This is a genomic window from Vibrio sp. Hal054 (genome assembly GCF_037162405.1).
Classification (GTDB): domain Bacteria; phylum Pseudomonadota; class Gammaproteobacteria; order Enterobacterales; family Vibrionaceae; genus Vibrio; species Vibrio diazotrophicus.
In genome coordinates, this window is record NZ_JARLUT010000001.1 from 2,006,747 (window position 1) to 2,026,242 (window position 19,496).

At 45.0% G+C, this 19,496-nt stretch carries 19 protein-coding genes; 17 read left to right on the plus strand and 2 right to left on the minus strand.

What is annotated here, in order from left to right; all coding sequences use genetic code 11:
* Nucleotides 1–6 precede the first annotated feature (6 nt).
* From P4S58_RS09270 to P4S58_RS09345, 16 genes are all read left to right on the plus strand, one after another.
* Complete coding sequence (locus tag P4S58_RS09270) at nucleotides 7–267, plus strand: phosphopantetheine-binding protein (RefSeq protein WP_042481803.1); 261 nt, start codon at nucleotides 7–9, stop codon at nucleotides 265–267.
* A gap of 16 nt (nucleotides 268–283) precedes the next feature.
* Nucleotides 284–541: an acyl carrier protein gene (locus P4S58_RS09275; RefSeq protein WP_042481800.1), complete on the plus strand. Its 258-nt coding sequence runs from the start codon at nucleotides 284–286 to the stop codon at nucleotides 539–541.
* A complete protein-coding gene (locus P4S58_RS09280) occupies nucleotides 541–1,098 on the plus strand; it encodes a hypothetical protein (RefSeq protein ID WP_042481798.1) in 558 nt (185 codons plus the stop codon). The genes P4S58_RS09275 and P4S58_RS09280 overlap by 1 nt, the downstream gene beginning before the upstream one ends.
* 7 nt (nucleotides 1,099–1,105) lie before the next feature.
* A complete protein-coding gene (locus tag P4S58_RS09285; RefSeq protein ID WP_337163728.1) occupies nucleotides 1,106–2,470 on the plus strand; it encodes an AMP-binding protein in 1,365 nt (454 codons plus the stop codon).
* A gap of 25 nt (nucleotides 2,471–2,495) precedes the next feature.
* Nucleotides 2,496–2,864: an ApeI family dehydratase gene (locus tag P4S58_RS09290; protein ID WP_081878667.1), complete on the plus strand. Its 369-nt coding sequence runs from the start codon at nucleotides 2,496–2,498 to the stop codon at nucleotides 2,862–2,864.
* Nucleotides 2,857–4,566 carry a glycosyltransferase family 2 protein gene (locus P4S58_RS09295; protein WP_443089010.1) on the plus strand — a complete coding sequence of 570 codons (1,710 nt, stop codon included), beginning with the start codon at nucleotides 2,857–2,859 and terminating at the stop codon, nucleotides 4,564–4,566. Before P4S58_RS09290 ends, P4S58_RS09295 begins: the two co-directional genes overlap by 8 nt.
* Nucleotides 4,544–6,088, plus strand: coding sequence for an HAL/PAL/TAL family ammonia-lyase (locus P4S58_RS09300; protein ID WP_337163730.1), 1,545 nt, complete (start codon nucleotides 4,544–4,546; stop codon nucleotides 6,086–6,088). Before P4S58_RS09295 ends, P4S58_RS09300 begins: the two co-directional genes overlap by 23 nt.
* An 8-nt stretch (nucleotides 6,089–6,096) precedes the next feature.
* The gene (locus tag P4S58_RS09305; protein WP_042481787.1) at nucleotides 6,097–6,543 is read left to right on the plus strand and encodes an acyl-CoA thioesterase; all 447 of its coding nucleotides are present in this window, start codon (nucleotides 6,097–6,099) and stop codon (nucleotides 6,541–6,543) included.
* Between the two features lie 23 nt (nucleotides 6,544–6,566).
* The gene (locus tag P4S58_RS09310) at nucleotides 6,567–7,166 is read left to right on the plus strand and encodes an outer membrane lipoprotein carrier protein LolA (RefSeq protein ID WP_414628702.1); all 600 of its coding nucleotides are present in this window, start codon (nucleotides 6,567–6,569) and stop codon (nucleotides 7,164–7,166) included.
* On the plus strand, nucleotides 7,138–9,462 hold the full coding sequence (locus P4S58_RS09315) for an MMPL family transporter (RefSeq protein WP_337163732.1): 2,325 nt from the start codon (nucleotides 7,138–7,140) through the stop codon (nucleotides 9,460–9,462). Before P4S58_RS09310 ends, P4S58_RS09315 begins: the two co-directional genes overlap by 29 nt.
* Nucleotides 9,459–10,073, plus strand: a complete 615-nt coding sequence (locus P4S58_RS09320; RefSeq protein WP_337163733.1) for a DUF3261 domain-containing protein — start codon at nucleotides 9,459–9,461, stop codon at nucleotides 10,071–10,073. Before P4S58_RS09315 ends, P4S58_RS09320 begins: the two co-directional genes overlap by 4 nt.
* Nucleotides 10,074–10,083: 10 nt before the next feature.
* Nucleotides 10,084–11,271, plus strand: a complete 1,188-nt coding sequence (locus P4S58_RS09325) for a beta-ketoacyl-[acyl-carrier-protein] synthase family protein (RefSeq protein WP_337163734.1) — start codon at nucleotides 10,084–10,086, stop codon at nucleotides 11,269–11,271.
* Complete coding sequence (locus P4S58_RS09330) at nucleotides 11,264–11,728, plus strand: hotdog family protein (protein ID WP_337163736.1); 465 nt, start codon at nucleotides 11,264–11,266, stop codon at nucleotides 11,726–11,728. Before P4S58_RS09325 ends, P4S58_RS09330 begins: the two co-directional genes overlap by 8 nt.
* On the plus strand, nucleotides 11,725–12,450 hold the full coding sequence (locus tag P4S58_RS09335) for a 3-ketoacyl-ACP reductase FabG2 (RefSeq protein WP_102986969.1): 726 nt from the start codon (nucleotides 11,725–11,727) through the stop codon (nucleotides 12,448–12,450). The genes P4S58_RS09330 and P4S58_RS09335 overlap by 4 nt, the downstream gene beginning before the upstream one ends.
* Nucleotides 12,447–13,676, plus strand: a complete 1,230-nt coding sequence (locus P4S58_RS09340; protein WP_042481765.1) for a beta-ketoacyl-ACP synthase — start codon at nucleotides 12,447–12,449, stop codon at nucleotides 13,674–13,676. Before P4S58_RS09335 ends, P4S58_RS09340 begins: the two co-directional genes overlap by 4 nt.
* A gap of 202 nt (nucleotides 13,677–13,878) precedes the next feature.
* Nucleotides 13,879–14,799, plus strand: a complete 921-nt coding sequence (locus P4S58_RS09345) for an aminoimidazole riboside kinase (protein ID WP_337163737.1) — start codon at nucleotides 13,879–13,881, stop codon at nucleotides 14,797–14,799.
* Between the two features lie 94 nt (nucleotides 14,800–14,893).
* On the opposite strand, the gene P4S58_RS09350 is transcribed toward P4S58_RS09345, so the two are convergent.
* Both P4S58_RS09350 and P4S58_RS09355 read right to left on the minus strand, forming a co-directional pair.
* Nucleotides 14,894–16,534, minus strand: a complete 1,641-nt coding sequence (locus tag P4S58_RS09350) for a glycoside hydrolase family 32 protein (protein WP_337163738.1) — start codon at nucleotides 16,532–16,534, stop codon at nucleotides 14,894–14,896.
* 180 nt (nucleotides 16,535–16,714) lie between these two features.
* A complete protein-coding gene (locus P4S58_RS09355) occupies nucleotides 16,715–17,701 on the minus strand; it encodes a LacI family DNA-binding transcriptional regulator (RefSeq protein ID WP_042481757.1) in 987 nt (328 codons plus the stop codon).
* A 328-nt stretch (nucleotides 17,702–18,029) separates the two neighbouring features.
* Between P4S58_RS09355 and P4S58_RS09360 the strand changes: the two genes are divergently transcribed.
* Nucleotides 18,030–19,469, plus strand: a complete 1,440-nt coding sequence (locus P4S58_RS09360; protein ID WP_042481754.1) for a sucrose-specific PTS transporter subunit IIBC — start codon at nucleotides 18,030–18,032, stop codon at nucleotides 19,467–19,469.
* The last annotated feature ends 27 nt before the right edge of the window (nucleotides 19,470–19,496 follow it).

The window sequence follows — 19,496 nt, forward strand, 5'->3', positions numbered from 1 at the left end:
GTTCCCGTGGAAGTACTACACAAAGAAATTAAGCAGTTGATTATCGACGCATTAAACCTTGAAGACATCTCAATTGATGAAATTGAAACAGAGGCGCCATTATTCGGGGATGGGCTAGGACTAGACTCTATTGATGCTCTTGAGCTTGGCTTGGCAATTAAAAAGAAATATAACATCGTAATCGATGCTGATGATTCAAATACGCGCCAACATTTCGCATCTGTGGCTAACCTAGCAGCGTATATTTCATCTCAAACTAGCAACTAATTTGTAGAAAACGATTATGACAGATTTAAACAAGCAACAGGTTTTTGACCAAGTAAAAGATGCTCTGGTTGAACTTTTCGAAATCGATGAAGCCGACATTCAACCTGAAGCTCATCTATATCAAGATCTTGATTTAGATAGTATTGACGCTGTTGACCTCGTGGTTCACCTGCAAAACGTGACTGGCAAAAAAATCAAGCCAGAAGAGTTTAAAATGGTACGTACTGTCGATGACGTGGTTGAATCAGTAGTAGAACTGCTTAAGGAAGCCTGATGCGTCACTTGCTGACAGGTTTGTCTGCAATTGTTCTGCTCGCGTATCCATTTGCAATTTACTACGGCATAGATAAGTTCGGTCTGAGTATTTTAGGGGCAACGCTCGCTGTATTCTTTGTATTACGCATTTTCACAGCAAGTCGAACCAAACTTAAAGAATTCAAACAGTTAGCAATTATAAGTGGTCTTATCGGGATCACTTTAATTGTTTTGGGTATTCTATTCCGTAGTAAAGGCTGGCTGCTGTTTTATCCCGTCGCTGTAAATGCTTGCATGTTGATGGTTTTCGCAAGCAGTTTAAAGCAACCACAAACCATTATAGAAAGACTTGCCAGATTACAGGAGCCTGAACTCCCGCAAAGTGGTATTAATTACACGCGGAAGGTCACTCAAGTTTGGTGTCTGTTTTTCTTGTTCAACGGAATTACAGCGTTATATACCTGTTTCTTACCGATTGAAGTTTGGACCTTATATAACGGTCTGATTAGCTACCTCCTGATTGGTCTATTGTTTGCCATCGAGTGGGTGGTACGCCAATTTCTTCGCAAGGATTAGCCATTTAATGACATATAGCGGTACTGCATTTAGTTCTCTCTCCCATCTGTTACTAGAAAAACGTGAAGATACCGTCGTAGCGTTTGGTTCTGAGGGTGATATTACATGGGCACAATTTGTCGCCGATGTGAGTCATTACACTCAATTACTTCATCAAACACCGCAACAAAACGTCGCACTTTGTGCTCGCGATAGTTATTTGTTTACGGTCGGGGTGCTTGCACTATTCCATGCTGGGAAAACCATCATTTTGCCGGGTAATTATCAACCGGAAGCTCTGGAAGAGCTGAGTTCACAGTTTGATCTATTATTGTGCGATGACGCTATAACACCATTACGCAATACCGAGACACAGCTTATCACTACAGGCCACAATAGTAGTCCGTTCGTTTTTGCTGCTCTTTCTCCAGAAAGCATTCGACTCATTTTGTTTACTTCTGGTTCAAGCGGCACACCAAAAGCCATTCATAAGACCCTAGATCAGCTCAATGTTGAAGTTGAAATCTTACAATCACTGTGGGGAGAGCAGATCCCTCACAGCCGAATCGAAAGTACGGTTTCTCATCAACATATCTATGGTTTGTTATTCCGAGTTCTGTGGCCATTATGCGCAGGTAACCCATTCGCCCGACACAGTTTAGAGTTTCCCGAACAAATCACTCATCATGCTAATCAGGATACGGTTTTAGTCAGTAGCCCGGCACTGCTAAAACGCCTAACAGAAGAACACAAACCGACAAAGCTGAGATGCATTTTTTCATCGGGTGGGCCGCTGCCTTTTGCCGCAGCAAACCATGCAGAGGAATTGTTTAGCTATAGGCCAATAGAAGTATTCGGCAGTACAGAAACTGGTGGTATTGCTTATCGCCAGCAAATGACAGAACAAACCCCTTGGTCACTGTTTCCCAAAGTGGAAGCAGAGTTAAATCATGAGAATTGCTTACGATTGCGTTCTGCACATATTGATCCAACAGGCTGGTACCAAACTGCTGATGAATGTGAGTTCGTATCTGAAAACCAGTTTGTTTTGAAAGGTCGCACGGATCGGATAATCAAAGTTGAAGAGAAGCGAGTGTCACTGGTAGAAGTAGAAAAACGCGTTGACCAGTTAGACTACGTTCAAGAATGTGCTGTTATTCCGATGCAGCAGGCTGAGCGATTGATTTTAGCCACAGCAATAGTGCTGACTGAGAGTGGTAAAACAAAGCTTGCTGAACTTGGAAAGGGCAAGTTTTGGTTGCTGCTACGCAATGAACTGAGGCGTTGGCTTGAACCTATTGCTGTACCACGCAGTTTTAGAGTGGTAAAAGAGATCCCATTAAACAGTCAAGGTAAGCGCCAAGTCGCCGAACTTGAAAAATTATTCCAATAAAAACGAAGAAAACGCCGATTATATGATGGCTAAAAGAAAACCAACGTTACTGGCTTACGAGCAAACAGAACACCATGTGCTGCTGACTATTAAAGTAGACCAAGATATCGAAGATTTTAAGGGGCATTTCAATCACTTTCCCCTACTGCCCGGTGTCACCCAAATTGATTGGGCGATCTTTTACGCGCGTCAATATTTAAACACGCCTATGCATTTTAAAGGCATGGAAGTGATTAAGTTCCAAGAACCCATCTTGCCCAATGCAGAAGTATCCCTGAGCTTAACTTGGGATGAGAGCAAACAAAAACTGGCGTTCAGTTACCAATCTCATAGAGATGGTGACGTGGTGACACATTCATCAGGCAAAATGAAACTGGGAGATGCCAGTGAGTAAGCTTGATTACCGCCCGTGCTTTTTGATTCCCTGTTACAACCACGGTGGAACCGTAGCTGGTGTTCTAGACTCAATAGCTGGTTTCGATCTTCCCGTATTCCTGGTGGACGATGGCAGCAATAAAGAGACCAAATTTGCTCTCTCCGAAGCCGCCAAAAGAGCTAATGTTTCGTTAATTACCTTACCTAAAAACCAAGGTAAAGGTGGTGCTGTCGTGGCGGGTATACGCCATGCACATTGGCTCGGCTACAGTCATGTAATTCAGATTGACGCTGACGGTCAGCATGATATCAGTGCATTGCCGAATCTTATCGAAACCTCGAAGAATAACCCTCATCACTTGATTTCGGGACAACCTGTTTACGATGAAAGTGTTCCTAAAGCTCGACTATACGGCCGATATGTCACACACATCTGGGTTTGGATTGAAACACTCTCGCTGGAAATTAAAGACAGCATGTGTGGTTTTCGGGCGTATCCAGTCAAAGAAAGTATTGACGTCATTAATCATCACGACATCGGCAGTCGCATGGATTTCGATACAGAAATCTTTGTCCGTATGTTCTGGAATGGCGTGCAGTTCAAATTCGTCAACACCCGTGTAATTTATCCAGAAGATGGTATTTCCCACTTCGATTCACTTTGGGATAACGTCAAAATCAGTTGGATGCATACACGACTGTTTTTCGGTATGTTGCCGCGCATTCCTAAGTTACTGATGCGCAGAAAAACGCAAGGAACTGAAACACACTGGTCAAAACGCCAAGAGCGCGGAACCGTACTGGGTATTAAAGTGCTGATGGCGATCTACAAGCTATTGGGTAGAAAGGTTTTTCGCGCCATTTTAAAGTTGGTGATGGGCTATTACCACCTCACCGGTAAACAGACGAAGACATCATCAGAGCAGTTTATTACTCAGGTAAAAAGCTTTGCCGAACAACAACAGTTACCTGTGACCAAAAACCTAACCAGCTATAACCATTTGTTGTCGTTCGGTGAGACCATGCTAGACAAACTGGCGGCATGGCGAGGCGATTTCAATGTCAACAATCTAACCATCCATGGTCAAGAGCAACTCACATCACTGGTTGAGCGAAAACACGGCCTGCTACTGTTAGGCTCTCATTTAGGCAATATCGAACTGTGTCGCGCGCTAAGCCGACGTCACACTCATCTTAAGATCAATGCTTTGGTGTTCACAGAGCATGCCGAACGTTTTAACACCGTTATGAAAACGGTCAACCCGAATTCAGAACTCAACCTGATACAAGTCAGCAAAATTGGGCCTGATACTGCGATTATGCTTCAGCAAATGATAGAGCGTGGCGAGTGGGTGGTAATCGTGGGAGACCGAACTTCCACCAGCGTAGAAAGCCGAGTTGTTTGGGCGGATTTTCTTGGCAAGCCTGCACCGTTTCCTCAAGGGCCGTTTATGCTCGCTTCTGTCCTAGAAGCCCCTGTATACCTTATTTTTGGACTGCGCGACGACCAAAGTAAACATCCGCATTTTGACGTCTACTTCGAGCATTTTAGTGACGGTATCAAACTGCCTCGCGCAACAAGGCAGGAATCTTTGCGCCAAGTGGTTCAACAATACGCAGATCGCTTGCAACACTACACAATGAAAGCACCATTACAGTGGTACAACTTCTTCAACTTCTGGGAATTAAGTAAAAACAATGACGAAGACAAACGACAATAATATTTTATTCGGCGCTGAGCGCCTGACCATTGAGGACGTTGTTTCAATCGCACAAGGCGCTTCAGCCTCTATTAACTCTTCAGCTGAATTTACCGCGAAGATTGACCGAGGCGTAGCCTTTTTAGAACGCCTACTTAAAGAAGAAGGTGTCATTTACGGCGTAACCACTGGTTATGGTGATTCTTGTACTGTCGCCATTCCGCCTAATTTGGTTGAGGAACTGCCTCTGCACCTGACCCGTTTTCATGGCTGCGGTTTGGGCGAAGTACTTACTCACCAACAATCACGCGCTGTATTAGCAACTCGCTTATGCTCACTCGCACAGGGTGTATCAGGCGTGTCTCACGATGTGCTCAATCAAATTATCAACCTGATTAATCACGATATTGCCCCACGTATTCCGCAAGAAGGTTCTGTCGGCGCGAGTGGTGACTTAACCCCTCTTTCATACGTAGCCGCGACCTTGATTGGCGAACGCGAAGTGCTCTACAAAGGTGAAATTCGTTCCACTCAAGAGGTGTTCGCAGAACTTGGCTTGACGCCAATTAAACTAAAGCCAAAAGAAGGCTTAGCTTTAATGAATGGCACTTCAGTTATGACTGCCCTAGCCTGTTTGGCTTATCAGCGTGCTGAGTATCTGGCTCAGTTATGCACTAAAATTACGGCTCTTGTTTCAATTGGTATGCAAGGCAACGACTTCCATTTTGATGAAGCGCTATTTGCGGTGAAGCCTCACCCAGGCCAGCAACAAATCGCGGCTTGGTTAAGAGCAGATCTACAAGCAGAGCGTCCACCTCGTAATAGTGACCGCTTACAAGACCGCTACTCACTTCGCTGTGCTCCGCATGTCATTGGTACGGTGCAAGATGCCTTACCTTGGTTACGTCAGCTTATCGAAAATGAACTAAACAGCGCCAATGACAACCCAATAATTGATGGTGACAACGAGCGAGTACTGCACGGTGGTCACTTCTATGGCGGACACATTGCAATGGCAATGGACACACTCAAAACCTGTGTTGCAAACCTAGCTGACTTGCTGGATCGTCAAATGGCACAGTTGATGGATTACAAGTTCAACAACGGTCTGCCGTTTAACTTAACTGGCGCAGAAGGCGAACGTAAACCGATCAACCATGGCTTCAAAGCGGTACAAATTGGCATTTCAGCTTGGACAGCAGAAGCATTGAAACACACCATGCCTGCAAGCGTATTCTCGCGCTCAACAGAGTGTCACAACCAAGACAAAGTGAGCATGGGTACAATCGCCGCTCGCGACTGCTTACGCGTATTGCAATTGACTGAACAAGTGGCGGCGGCTTCTCTGCTTGCCTCCATTCAAGCCATTGAGCTACGCAAGCGCCACAATGAGATCGATGAGCGTCATATGAGTGCCAGCGTGAATCAAATCGTTGCTAATGTTCAGCGGGACTTTAAGTTTGTGGTAGAAGATCGCCCGTTAGAAGCAGAGCTACGTTTGTGTATTGAACGCATTCAAACCCAGCACTGGAAGCTGTACTAGGAGTGTTAATGGAGAACATTAATTTCCCATTAGAAACCGAAGTGACAGTCACCACTTCGTTTCAAGATGCCGATCCTATGGGCGTAATTTATCACGGTAACTACTTCCGCTATTTCGAAGAAGCACGACGTGTATTACTAGATAAAATCGCTTACGGTTACATAGCGATGAGTGAATCAGGCCACATGTGGCCTGTTATTGATACACGCGTAAAATATGTCAAAGCGATTCCGTTTAACCATGAAATCCGCATCAACGCCAAGCTGACCGAATGGGAAAATCGTCTGCGCATTGATTACGTAATTTTTGATGCACAGACCGGTCAAAGAATGTGTAAGGCACATACCACTCAAGTTGCGGTCAGCATCGCTGAACAAGAAATGTGTTTTGTCTCACCAAAACTGTTCTTAGATAAAGTTGAACATTGGCATCAAACCGGAGAGTGTTTGCAATGATTAAGGTGTTTAAAAACATCACTATGTCTGTTTGTTTAAGCTTGATTGCTACTACTGGCGTGTTAGCTCAAGTAACGGATTTAGCCTCATTGCAAGCTCAGCTTCAACAATCTCCGATTATTCGTGGTGATTTTACTCAAAGCCGCACCTTAGCCATGTTTGAGCAACCTTTGGTATCGGAAGGCTCATTTCTGCTTGAAAAACAACACGGCTTACTGTGGCAGCAACACACACCGTTTCCTGTCAACTTGGTGCTGACACAGGACAAACTACGCCAAACTTTCGCCAATCAGCCTGCACAGGTGATTAACGCCAAAGAAAACCCGATGGCGTTTTACTTCAGCAAAATCTTTTTGTCCGTATTCCATGGCGACACCGAACAACTTCAAAGTCAGTTTGATCTGCAGTTTGCTCCTCAAAGTGAACACTGGCAGTTAGTACTGACACCAAAAGAAGCGCCACTGAATGCGGTGTTCAAATCGATCGTTTTGCAAGGCAATCAAAATATTGATTCGTTGGTTCTGCAAGAAATAAGAGGCGACAAAACTGAAATCACCTTCACCAATCAAACTCACCAACCTGAGAATTTAACGGATGCTGAACAAGCTCAGTTCCAGTTTTAATCATTCCAAGCTGGCAATAATCTGGCTTGTTTTGGTGGTACTAAGCTGCGCCCTACTGTTGAAACAGTGGGGCTTTAGCTCATCGGTACCCATTGAAACTGACATCATGAAGCTGCTCCCTCAAAGCCGCCAAGATCCGTTGGCTCAAGTGGCGTTTGATAGAGTCACCAGTAGTGTTAGTGACAAGGTGGTGTTTGTCCTTAAAGGCAGTAACGATCAGCAACTGTTTGCTGCTGCTGAGAGTTTGCAAAATTCACTCTCAAGCCTGAACGCATTTTCCCAAGTTACCGGAAAAATTGACCAACAAAAACAAAATACTTGGAGTCGATACTACTTCTCCCATCGTTTTCAGTTTTTAACCGACGAACAACGCTCTCGTCTTGAACTTGCTCCAGAACAGCAAGTTCAGAAAGTGATTCAAACCATTTATAACCCTTTTTCCGGCGTTACCGGTTCTGAACTAAGCAGTGACCCGTTTTTGCTGTTTCGTGATTACTTAAGTCACTTAAACCAACTGACAACGCAATTCCAGATTCACCAAGGTTTCCTAACGACGCAATTTCAAAACGATACTTATGTGTTGATAACAGCGACGTTGGCGGATTCACCCTACAGTATGTCTGCACAGCAAGTTGTGCCTACATTAAAAAGCTTAGAGCAGACGCTAAAAGCACAATACGATGTGGATAGTGCGCACACTGGCGTGCTGTTTTATGCTGACTTTGGTACTCAAAGTGCGAAATCGGAAATCAGCACCATTGGTTTATTCTCCCTGTTGGGCGTTATCGTCATTGTCCTGTTTGTCTTTCGCAGTGCCGCACCTTTGTTATTAGCACTACTTTCCATCAGCGTTGGGCTTTTAGTTGCACTTGTTGCAACCACCGCCATCTTCGGCAAAGTACATCTGTTTAGTTTGGTATTTGGTGCCAGTTTAATTGGTGTTTCTATCGACTACGCGTTTCACTATCTGACTGACCGCCTTGCTGCACAAGACAAATGGGATAGCATCAAAGGGCTGCAACATATCTTCACTGCGATTACTCTCGGCTTGATTACCAGCTTAATAGGCTACTTAGGTTTATTAATTGCGCCATTTCCCGGTTTGCAACAACTGGCGCTATTCTCAGCCATCGGTTTAGTTGCAGCCTACGCTACTGTTGTCGCTTGGTATCCTATCCTTGCACGTAAAGCAACAGCAAATCGTCCCTTACCCGGTGAGATGTTATGGCGTTGGTGGTTGGCACAATGGCAAAAACGCGGTGTCAGAACGTCTCTACCTCTGGCGTTAGTGATTTTCAGTGCAGTTCAATTAACGCAAGTGAACTACGACGATGACATTCGTCAGCTTCAAGCCATGCCTAAGGAACTAAAGCAGCAGGAAGAGCTGATTAATCAAGTCTCTGGTGTGAAATCTTCACAGCAGATGTTGGTTGTGCGCGCAGCGAGCGATGAACAGCTAATGACAAAACTTGAACAGCTAGACAGCACACTTGCTCAATGGAAGCAGCAGCAAACGATCAGCGGCTATCAAAGTCTCAGTCAGTATCTTCCTTCAATTGAAAGACAAAAATCCGACTATCAACTGGTTAGCAAGCTCTATCAGAATTATGGTCCCTCACTCTCTGAGTCTTTAAAGTTGTCGGCTCAGCCAACGCTGACTGAGCCCATGATTCCGGTCAGTTTAGCGGACTATCTCAATCAAAACGTTTCAGAACCCGTTCAGTTCCTTTATCTAGGCAAAATTGGAGAAAGCGTTGCGTCTGTCATCATGCTCAGAGATGTGAGTAACGCAGATGAAATCACCGCTTTTACCAGCCAACGGGCTGATATCAGTTACTTGGATAAAGCCGGAGAAATCTCAGCCTTGTTTGGAGAATACCGAACTAAAGTGATGGAGCTGTTAGCGGGAGCTTTGGTCGGCATATCTTTGCTACTGGCTAAACGTTATGGTGTCGCCCATACAATACGAATTGTCTTCCCATGTATGGTTGCCTGCTTAGTCGGCATTGCTGTTACCACATTAACCGGTTCAACACTTAACTTGTTTAACTTGTTGGCGTTGGTGCTCGTCGTCGGTATTGGTATTGACTACACCTTGTTTTTTGCCGAACAGGCGCAAAGCCGGAGCACTTTGCTGGCGATTACTCTGTCAGCTATGACCACCCTACTTTCATTTGGCTTGCTGTCACTAAGTGAAACCCACGCGATTCACAGTTTCGGCTTAACGACATTAAGCGGCATTTTTGTCGCTTGGCTGCTTTCTCCACTTGCAATAAAAAGGCAAAAAATTCAATGAAATGGTTAACAACACTCTTTGCTTGCTTGTGGCTCAGTGGCTGTAGTTTGCAACCTCACACCTCTTCGACACAGGTGGAAATCGGTCAGGATATATGGGTAGAACTTCCCTTACCCAGTGAGCTGGGACAGTCTCTTAACGCCACTCAGTTGATCTCAGCACAGTGGCAAGATGAACAAGGCAATACGCAAACTCAACAGTTACCAGTGCAGTTACAAATCGATGACCAGCATATCGTGCTAGCGGGATTTTCTTCATGGGGAACTCGATTGCTGTCATTGGATTACAATGGTGAAAATATTTCCACCCAAGTGTTAAACGGTCTAGAAAATACCCTACCGAAACCGGAACAAGTACTATTTAATCTGATGATCACCCTATGGCCTCGAAGTGCTTGGGAAGCACCGTTAAATAAGGTAAGGTGGTCAATCATTGATGCCCCACATCAACGTATTATAAAAAACGAAGCTGGAGAACCCGTACTGATCATTAGCTATGCTGGAAAAACACCACTCGATGGTGATATTCAGTTTTTAAATAAGCCATTGGACTATTCGATCACGATCCAGACATTAAGTCATCAAGCTAAATTAACAACTTCAGAACAGTAGAAAAACCTAGATGAATTCTTCAACTTCATTTCCAGTGTTTATTCATGATTGTGGTTTTCACTCTGCGCTAGGGAGTGAAACGGTCGCTATTCATAAAGCACTACAATCCGGGCAGTCAAAAGGCATGCTCATAGACAATGAGATTCTCAACACCCATACGCCCACGGTGATTGGGCGAGTTACTGAGGCGCTACCTAAAATTCCTCAGCCATTGTCAAAATATGCGACACGTAATAATCAGCTCGCTTTATCTGCTCTCTTGCAAATCAAATCCAGCGTTGAAAATGCTATTCAGCAATACGGTGCTGACCGTATTGCCGTCATTGTCGGTACCAGTACCTCTGGCATTTCCGATGGTGAAATCGCCTACGGGCGAAAAATCGCTCAAGGAGCATTCCCAGAAAACTATCACTACACTAAGCAAGAGTTAGGTGACAGTGCTCATTTTGTTGCGGATTACTTCAAGATCACCGGTCCTAGTTACTCGATTTCAACCGCTTGCTCTTCCAGTGGCCGTGTTTTTATCAGTGCAAAACGTATGCTTCAAGCAGGCATAGTCGATGCGGTCGTAGTTGGTGGTGTCGATTCCATTTGTAAACTGACACTTAACGGATTTAATGGCTTGGAAGCACTGTCGAATCAGCTTTGCCAACCATTTAGCGCAGACCGTTCAGGCATTAATATTGGTGAATCGGCGGCATTTATGTTGTTGAGCACAGAACCAAGTGATGTCGCATTGTTGGGTGCAGGTGACAGCTCTGATGCACACCACATTTCTGCGCCTCACCCAGAAGGTAATGGAGCGGAACAAGCCATGCGAAAAGCGCTTGAAGATGCCAGTCTTACACCAGAAGATATCGGTTACATCAACGCCCATGGCACAGCGACCCCACTGAATGACAGCATGGAAAGCAAAGCCATTTACCGTGTCTTTGGTAACAACGTACCCGTCTGTTCAACCAAACCTTTAACCGGTCACACACTTGGCGCTGCAAGTGCGACTGAAGCCGCTATCGCTTGGCACATTTTGCGTCATCAGCTACCACTGCCTATGCAGCGCTGTGCAAACAAAGCAGACGATATTGAAATTTCACTTGTAGAAAGCGAGCAATTTTTGGGCCGCAAAGCTATTCTCAGTAACTCTTTTGCTTTTGGTGGCAACAACATCAGCTTAATTTTTGGATATCACCATGACTGAATTACCTGCTATCGAGACACTGCTGCCTCATGATAATCCAATGATTTTGGTTGACCGCGCTTTGTCTATCGAGGAGAAATCCATCCATAGTCAGGTGGATATTGATAAACATCTTATGTTCTTCAATCCCGAAACCAATACAGTACCAGCTTATGTAGGTATTGAGTTTATGGCGCAGTCCATCGCGGCTTGGTCTGGTTATCAAGCCTTACAAAAAGGTCAAGAACCACCCATCGGATTTTTATTAGGCAGCCGCCGCTACGCCACAGAGTGTGACCAATTCACCCAAGGTCAGACTCTGGATATCTTCGCAGAACAAGTGATGGAAGATAATGGAATGGCTGTTTTCTCTGGCCGTATAGAATACCAAGGGAATACAATTGCTCAGTGCCAACTGAACGTTTATGTTCCTACACAAGAAAAATTACAAGAAATGAAAATTAGGAGTCATGTATGACCCGACAAGTTCTCGTCACTGGTGCCAGTAAAGGAATAGGCAAAGCAATTGCTATTCAGCTAGGTAAAGATGGCTTCAACGTCGTCGTTCATTACATGGGAGACCAGAATGGTGCCCAAGCAACACTTGATACGATTGTCGAAAATGGTGGTTCAGGCCGATTGATCCGATTTGATATTAGTAACCGTGCTGAATGTAGAAGCCAGATTGAAGCGGATATTGAACAACACGGCGCTTACTACGGTGTTGTTAACAATGCGGGTATCACTCGTGATACTGCTTTCCCTGCAATGACAGAAGAAGAGTGGGACGGCGTTATCCATACCAACCTCGACAGCTTCTACAATGTGCTGCACCCTTGTGTGATGCCCATGGTTCAACTGCGTAAAGGTGGACGAATTGTCACTTTAGCGTCAGTGTCAGGTATTGCGGGTAACCGTGGCCAAACCAACTACAGCGCAGCGAAAGCCGGTGTGATTGGTGCAACAAAGTCACTGGCATTAGAGCTGGCAAAACGCAAAATCACTGTAAACTGTGTTGCTCCGGGTTTAATTGATACCGGCATGGTTGATGAACATGTGAAAGAACATGCACTGCCGCTTGTTCCGTTGCGTCGTATGGGTGAACCAGAAGAAGTGGCAGGTCTGGTTAGTTATTTAATGTCTGATATCGCTGGGTATGTCACTCGCCAAGTTATTTCTGTAAACGGAGGTCTCGTATGAATCGCAGAGTTGTTGTAACCGGTATGTCCGGTGTTACTGCGTTTGGTAACGACTGGGAAAGTATCGAACCTCGTTTACGCGCTTGCGAAAACGCCACTCAGTACATGCCTTCTTATGAGCAATATGACGGACTGAATACAAAACTGGCTGCACCGGTCACTGATTTTGAATTACCGAAACACTATAAGCGAAAGCAAGTACGAGGTATGGGACGCGTTTCCATGCTCGCAACAGTCGCGACAGAGAATGCACTGATTCAAGCTGGCTTAATCGGTAACGAAGTACTTACTAACGGCCAGACAGGTATCGCTTACGGCTCTTCAACAGGTAGTACAGACGCTGTGGGTGCATTCGGCGTGATGCTGAATGAAAAGACCACCAGAGCGATTACCGCAACGACCTATGTGCAAATGATGCCGCACACCACAGCAGTCAACGTAGGTCTGTTTTTTGGGCTACGTGGACGCGTCATTCCAACCAGCAGTGCTTGTACTTCCGGAAGCCAAGCGATTGGTTATGCGTATGAAGCGATCAAACATGGATATCAGACCATAATGGTCGCTGGCGGTGGCGAAGAGCTTTGCCCTACCGAATCAGCGGTATTCGATACCTTGTTTGCAACCAGCCTGAAAAACGATGCACCAAAAACCACACCTAGCCCATACGATAAAGATCGTGATGGCCTAGTGATTGGTGAAGGTGCAGGTACGCTGGTTTTAGAAGAGTATGAACACGCCAAAGCTCGTGGTGCCAAAATCTATGCAGAAATCGTTGGTTTTGCCAGCAACTGCGATGCGGCTCACGTTACACAGCCTCAAATGGAAACCATGCAGATTTGTATGGAGCAGGCGCTGAAAAACGCAAATCTCTCTCCGGATAAAATTGGTTATGTGTCCGCCCATGGTACGGCGACGGATCGCGGTGACATTGCCGAAAGCAATGCTACAGAGAAAGCCGTAGGCAGAGTGCCAATCAGTTCCCTAAAGAGCTACTTTGGTCATACTTTAGGTGCATGTGGTGCGGTGGAAGCTTGGCTGGGCTTAGAGATGATGCATACCGGCTGGTTTAACCCTACCCTTAACCTTAATAACCTTGACCCTGAGTGTGGCGATCTTGATTACATCACAGGCTCTGGTCGTGAAATGCAAATCGATTACCTGATGAGCAACAACTTCGCTTTCGGCGGTATTAACACCTCAATTATCTTCAAACGAATTGCTGATTAAGCGTCAGCAATCCGTTTAATCTTCAACTACGAGTTTTAAAGCCGCCCTTATTGGTAAGATAAGGGCGGCTTTTTTATCTGCCCCTTCTCTATTTCGATAAAAATTGTTAACGGGATTGGATAATTAAATCAATCTCGGGAACGTTACCGAAAACTGAATTATACTAGCGGCATTTGAAAGTAAGATTTGATGGAGAGACACAATGAATACTGTGTGGGTAACAGGCGACGCTGTCGTTGATTTAATTCCTGATGGGGAAAACCATTATCTCAAATGCCCAGGCGGAGCTCCGGCAAACGTAGCGGTGGCGATAGCGCGTCTTGGCGGTCAAAGTGCGTTCTTTGGCAGAGTGGGAAATGACCCGCTGGGAAGATTTATGAACCAGACGCTTTCACAAGAACAAGTGGATAGCCGCTATCTTATCTTGGATAACGACCAGCGCACGTCTACAGTGGTGGTCGATCTGGATGACAGTGGCGAACGCAGCTTCACTTTCATGGTGAAACCGAGCGCGGACCAATTTCTGCAAACCAATGACATTCCAAACTTCAATCAGGGAGACTGGCTGCATGTATGCTCAATTGCTCTGGCAAATGAGCCTAGCCGAAGCAGTACTTTCGAAGCAATTGAACGAATCAAAAAGGCTGGCGGAAGCTTTAGCTTTGACCCTAACCTTCGTCCAGAAGTCTGGCAGAAACCACAAGAGATGGTTGCAACAGTGATGCGTGCAGTCGCGAACGCTGATGTAGTTAAGTTTTCAGAAGAAGAACTAACCCTGCTCACACAGGCCGACTCCATCGAACAAGGTTTGAATGCCATTAAAGCGTTGGAGATTCCTCTGGTGATCATCACTCAAGGCGCTAAAGGTGCACTTGTCGTGACTAAGGAAAGCCAGACATTAATCAGCGGGAAAGTAGTGAAACCCGTTGATACCACGGGTGCTGGTGATGCCTTTGTCGGTGGATTGTTGTACCAGCTTTCTCAAACGCCAGACTGGCAAAAAACAGAGAACATTGCTCTTGCTGTCGAATGTGCTCACGGCTGTGGTGCCTTAGCAACCACACAGAAAGGCGCAATGACGGCTTTACCAAATCAACAAGCGTTGAAAGCGTTCCTTGAGTAAGCATTTAAAATAAGCGTTTTTAAATACAACAAAGCCACCTATTACTAGGTGGCTTTCGTTTATCGGGCTTTAGTTTCTCTTTATCTACTCTCAGCTAGACAGAAGGAGCAAATGTCGATTCCACGACCGATTTCAAAGGTGCAAACTCAGCACTGACGTTCGCTCCTTCTAAAATAATTTGTGTTGCTGACTCTGGCGTAAAGACCCTGCCCGTCATCACATGTTCACCATGGTTGATAAACACTTCCAACGATGAGTTATCGGCCAGTATCTGCAAATGTACCGCTTTGTCAGTATCTAACGGCAGCTCACGAATGACATCACCTTCTCGAATTTGAGTTTGGCTTCGGTCGAAACGAAGTACACCTTTATCTGCATCAAGCTGCAACTTCACACCATAATTGTCGTCAGACATCAGTGTAAGAGCACTTCCCCAAGGCAGTTCAACGTTAAGCTCAAAGCTTTTGGTTTGTGCATCGACAGGACTGATCCCCAGCTCCAAACTTGATACTGACTCTCTAAGCTCCGCAAGCTCGCGAATTGGAGTTTGAACAATCTTTCCGTTCAACCATTTTAGCTCTCTTAATGCGGTGAGTTGGTGTATCCAGCCATTGTCACAACTTGGCTGGTTAACTTCATCGGGTAACCCCATCCAACCGACCATAACTCTTCTTCCGTCTTCTGTTTCCATGCTTTGAGGCGCATAGAAATCAAAACCCGCATCCAGTTGCCAACCTTCAAGGAAATGAATTTTTCCTTCACCATCCTGCTCAACATGATAAATGCGATTTTGGTGCTCAATAGTATGATTCGGATTCTCGGATTTAATCCCTTGTGGCCCAAACACAAAAAACAGATCACCGTTCAGCTCAAACATATCTGGGCATTCCCACATGTAGCCAAAAAGTTCAAGTTCATCACCATAGAGGGAATCAAAATCCCAGTTCATTAAGTCATTTGAATGATATACAGCTAAACGACCTTGCAGATCGGTAGTTTGCGCGCCTAGCAGCATATGCCACTTATTTTGGCGATAGAGTATTTTGGGGTCGCGGAAGTGTTCAGTAACACCAGCAGGTAAGGTGCGAATCACAGGCCCCAGTTTCTCCGCCGTATTGTCTTCGTTTAAGCGTGCGACACATTGCATCGTTTGTCTCTGACGATCATGGCCTAAACGTGTGTTACCAGTATAGAAAAGCAGTAAATCCCCTTCATGGCTTACTGCATGACCCGAGAACACACCATGGCTATCAAACCAGTCTGAAGGTGTGAGAGCAATGGATTGCCAATTCCAGTTCACCAAATCGCGGCTTTTTAAAAGAACCCAGTATTTGTCTTTATGCTCGCAAGCATAGGGATACCACTGATAGAACAGATAGTATTCACCATTGTGGTAAACAAAACCGTTAGGATCATTTAACAGACCTTGTGGTGGAGAGATGTGCCATTGTGGGCGATAACTGCAGGTCGTAGGTTGCAGATGTTCTTTTGCTGATGCTATTTGCTTCTCGGCAATCAAACGACCTAAGGAAGCCAAATCCTCATCACTAACGGCGCTGCTTCTATGCATAGATAACTGCCATTCGCCTAACACCGACTCTGCTTGCACAGAATCTGGACAGGGCAATGCTTTTTGAGCATCTTTAACGGCAACAACCACCCGTCCTTCGGGAGCCAAAATACGTACGATGTTATCAACACCACCAGCGAGTTCGATAAGGAATTGTAGAGACATAGTCTTACCTAATTAAATTCTAGCGAAAACGAAAATAAGAGTTTTCTGTAAATTATTTCGGGAACGTTCTCAAAATATAAAACAACCGCTCAATTAGCAAGTATTTAAGCGGATAGATAAAAAAAGAGTCTGGTTAGTGTGAAGCTGGGCACAAAGCCCAGCCATTATTGAGGAAGGAATCTAGCAGGTTTCGCGGTCTATATTTTGGAAAGTGAGTACGACTTTACTCATCTCCAATCCTTTGCCTGCAATACGCTCTAATAGCATTTTCGCAGCATTTTCTCCTGCTTTATCAAAGGCATAATTAAAGGTTGATAAGCTGGGTGTACTGACAGAAGAAAGCTCATCGTTACCCACACCGAGTACTTTAATTTGTTTGCCCACTTCAACACCTTGCTCTAGCAAAGCTCGAATAGCTCCGAGAGCGATCCTGTCGGTGGCACAAAACAGCCCGTCCATATCTGGAAATGCTTTTAGCTGTTGCTTAGCTAGTCTATAACCAGATTCAATAGAAAAATCCCCGTGAGCATGGAACAACAGAGACAACTGGTTAAAACTTAAAGCTTGCTCCAAGCCTTGCGAACGCTGGATATCAACAGCAATGTCGTCTGCTTGCACGCCTATAAAACCGATTCGTTTGCATCCTGCCGCGACTAAACGATTTCCCGCTTCAAAACCAACCCTCGTATCGTCATGGACCACGCTTGGAATGTTATAAAGAGAGCCGTCTTGACCGATGAGTACTACAGGTACATTGGAATTCTGGATCGCTTTAACCAATGGTGCATCTAAATGTGTCGCGTAGAAAATAATCCCTTCCACACGTTTCTGGTTAAATATTTGAATATATTCAAGTTCTTTTTCATGAACCTGATGAGTATTGGCCAACAAGACGTGTTTTCCCGCTTGTTCAAAAATGGCCGTTAAACCGTCAACACCTTGTGCTGTGGCGTGTGAGCTTACACGGGGAACAATCACACCCACCAAATTAGTCTTCTGTGATTTTAAGTCTTTTGCGACCTGATTGACTACGTAACCGCACTCTTTGACAGCCTGTAACACCTTGATTTTCGTTGATTCTTTAACGCCATACTCGTTGTTAATAACACGAGATACCGTAGATTTCGATACACCAGATAATCTAGCGACGTCGTGCAAACTTGCCATAAAGTACCCTACTAAGAACAAATTGGGATTGATTGCAAACTTATCTGCATTCTTCGATTTATATATCGTGATTCTACCCTTGTTTTTGTCATTCTTGCCTACCCTTTTGGCGATCATCTTCACAATATTCACCGTTTGCTTTTGACCATGAGCAATTTTTTAACAAGAATCAATATTGCAAACGTTCCCAAAATAACAATTAAGAACCAATTTTTAACCTACCCAGTCAATCGGGCTTGCAGAAAGACTAGCGAAAGCTGGTGATGAAAATGCAACTTCAAGTGAGACGGGTATCTATACTGACTATTAACATGAAACGGGGTGAGTTATGGACTATCCAGTCATAGCAAAACAGCTTCTCGACCATTTGGGTGGTAAAGCCAATATCCAAGCTTTAGCACATTGTGCGACACGCTTACGCTTAGCGCTAAAAGACGATGCACTTATCGATGAAGCTGCGATTGAATCGCTTGAAGGCGTTAAAGGACAATTTAAGGTTGCTGGTCAATACCAGATTATCTTTGGTTCTGGCATCGTTAACCAAGTATACGCAGAGATGGCAAAACTAACCGGTATGACAGAAATGTCGACCAGTGATGTGGCAAGTGCTGGCGCAGATAAACAAAACATTGTGCAACGTGCAGTGAAAGGACTTTCGGATATCTTTGTTCCGATTATCCCTGCTATCGTAGCTGGCGGTCTGTTAATGGGTCTATTCAACGTATTAACAGCGCAAGGTCTGTTTATAGACGGACAATCACTGATTGACGCAAACCCTGGTTTGGCTGATCTCGCTAGCATGATTAACACTTTTGCTAACGCCCCTTTTGTATACCTTCCGGTATTGCTAGCGTTCTCAGCTTCTCGCAAGTTTGGCGGTAACCCTTTCCTTGGCGCAGCCCTCGGTATGCTGATGGTTCACCCAGATCTTCTCAATGGTTGGGGATTCGGTAGTGCATCGGTTTCGGGAACTGTACCGACTTGGAACATTCTTGGTCTAGAAATTCAAAAAGTAGGTTACCAAGGTTCAGTTCTACCTGTGCTGGTGTCAGCGTTTATCCTTGCCAAAGTTGAAAATGGCCTGCGTAAGTTTATTCCATCTGTGTTGGATAACCTTCTTACACCTATGTTGGCAATTTTCATCACCGGTTTCCTAACTTTCACCTTGGTTGGTCCTATCACTCGTGATGTTGGTTTCATGCTTGGTGATGGCCTGAACTGGCTATACGATTCTGCAGGTTTTGTTGGTGGCGCACTGTTTGGTTTTATCTATGCACCTTTCGTTATCACAGGTATGCACCACAGCTTTATCGCAATCGAAACTCAGCTTCTTGCAGATATTGCGGTAACTGGCGGTACGTTCATCTTCCCTATCGCAGCAATGTCTAACGTAGCACAAGGTGCAGCGGCTTTGGCGGTTGGTTTCAGCACTAAAGATATCAAGCTAAAAGGCATAGCAGTTCCTTCAGGCATTACGGCTCTACTTGGTATTACTGAACCAGCGATGTTTGGTGTAAACCTTAAACTACGCTATCCGTTTATTGCAGCCATCACTGGCGCAGCAGTATCGAGCGCATTTATCACACTGTTCAATGTAAAAGCTCAAGCACTAGGTGCAGCGGGTTTACCGGGTATTATCTCAATCTCTCCAGATAAGATTAGCTACTACGTTGTAGGCATGGCGATTTCATTTGCAGTGGCATTCGGTATGACCATCCTTCTAGGTTTGCGTGCTAAAGCAAAACAAAATACCCAAGCGTTAGCGTAATCCCCTCAATTGTTACGCTTAACATTG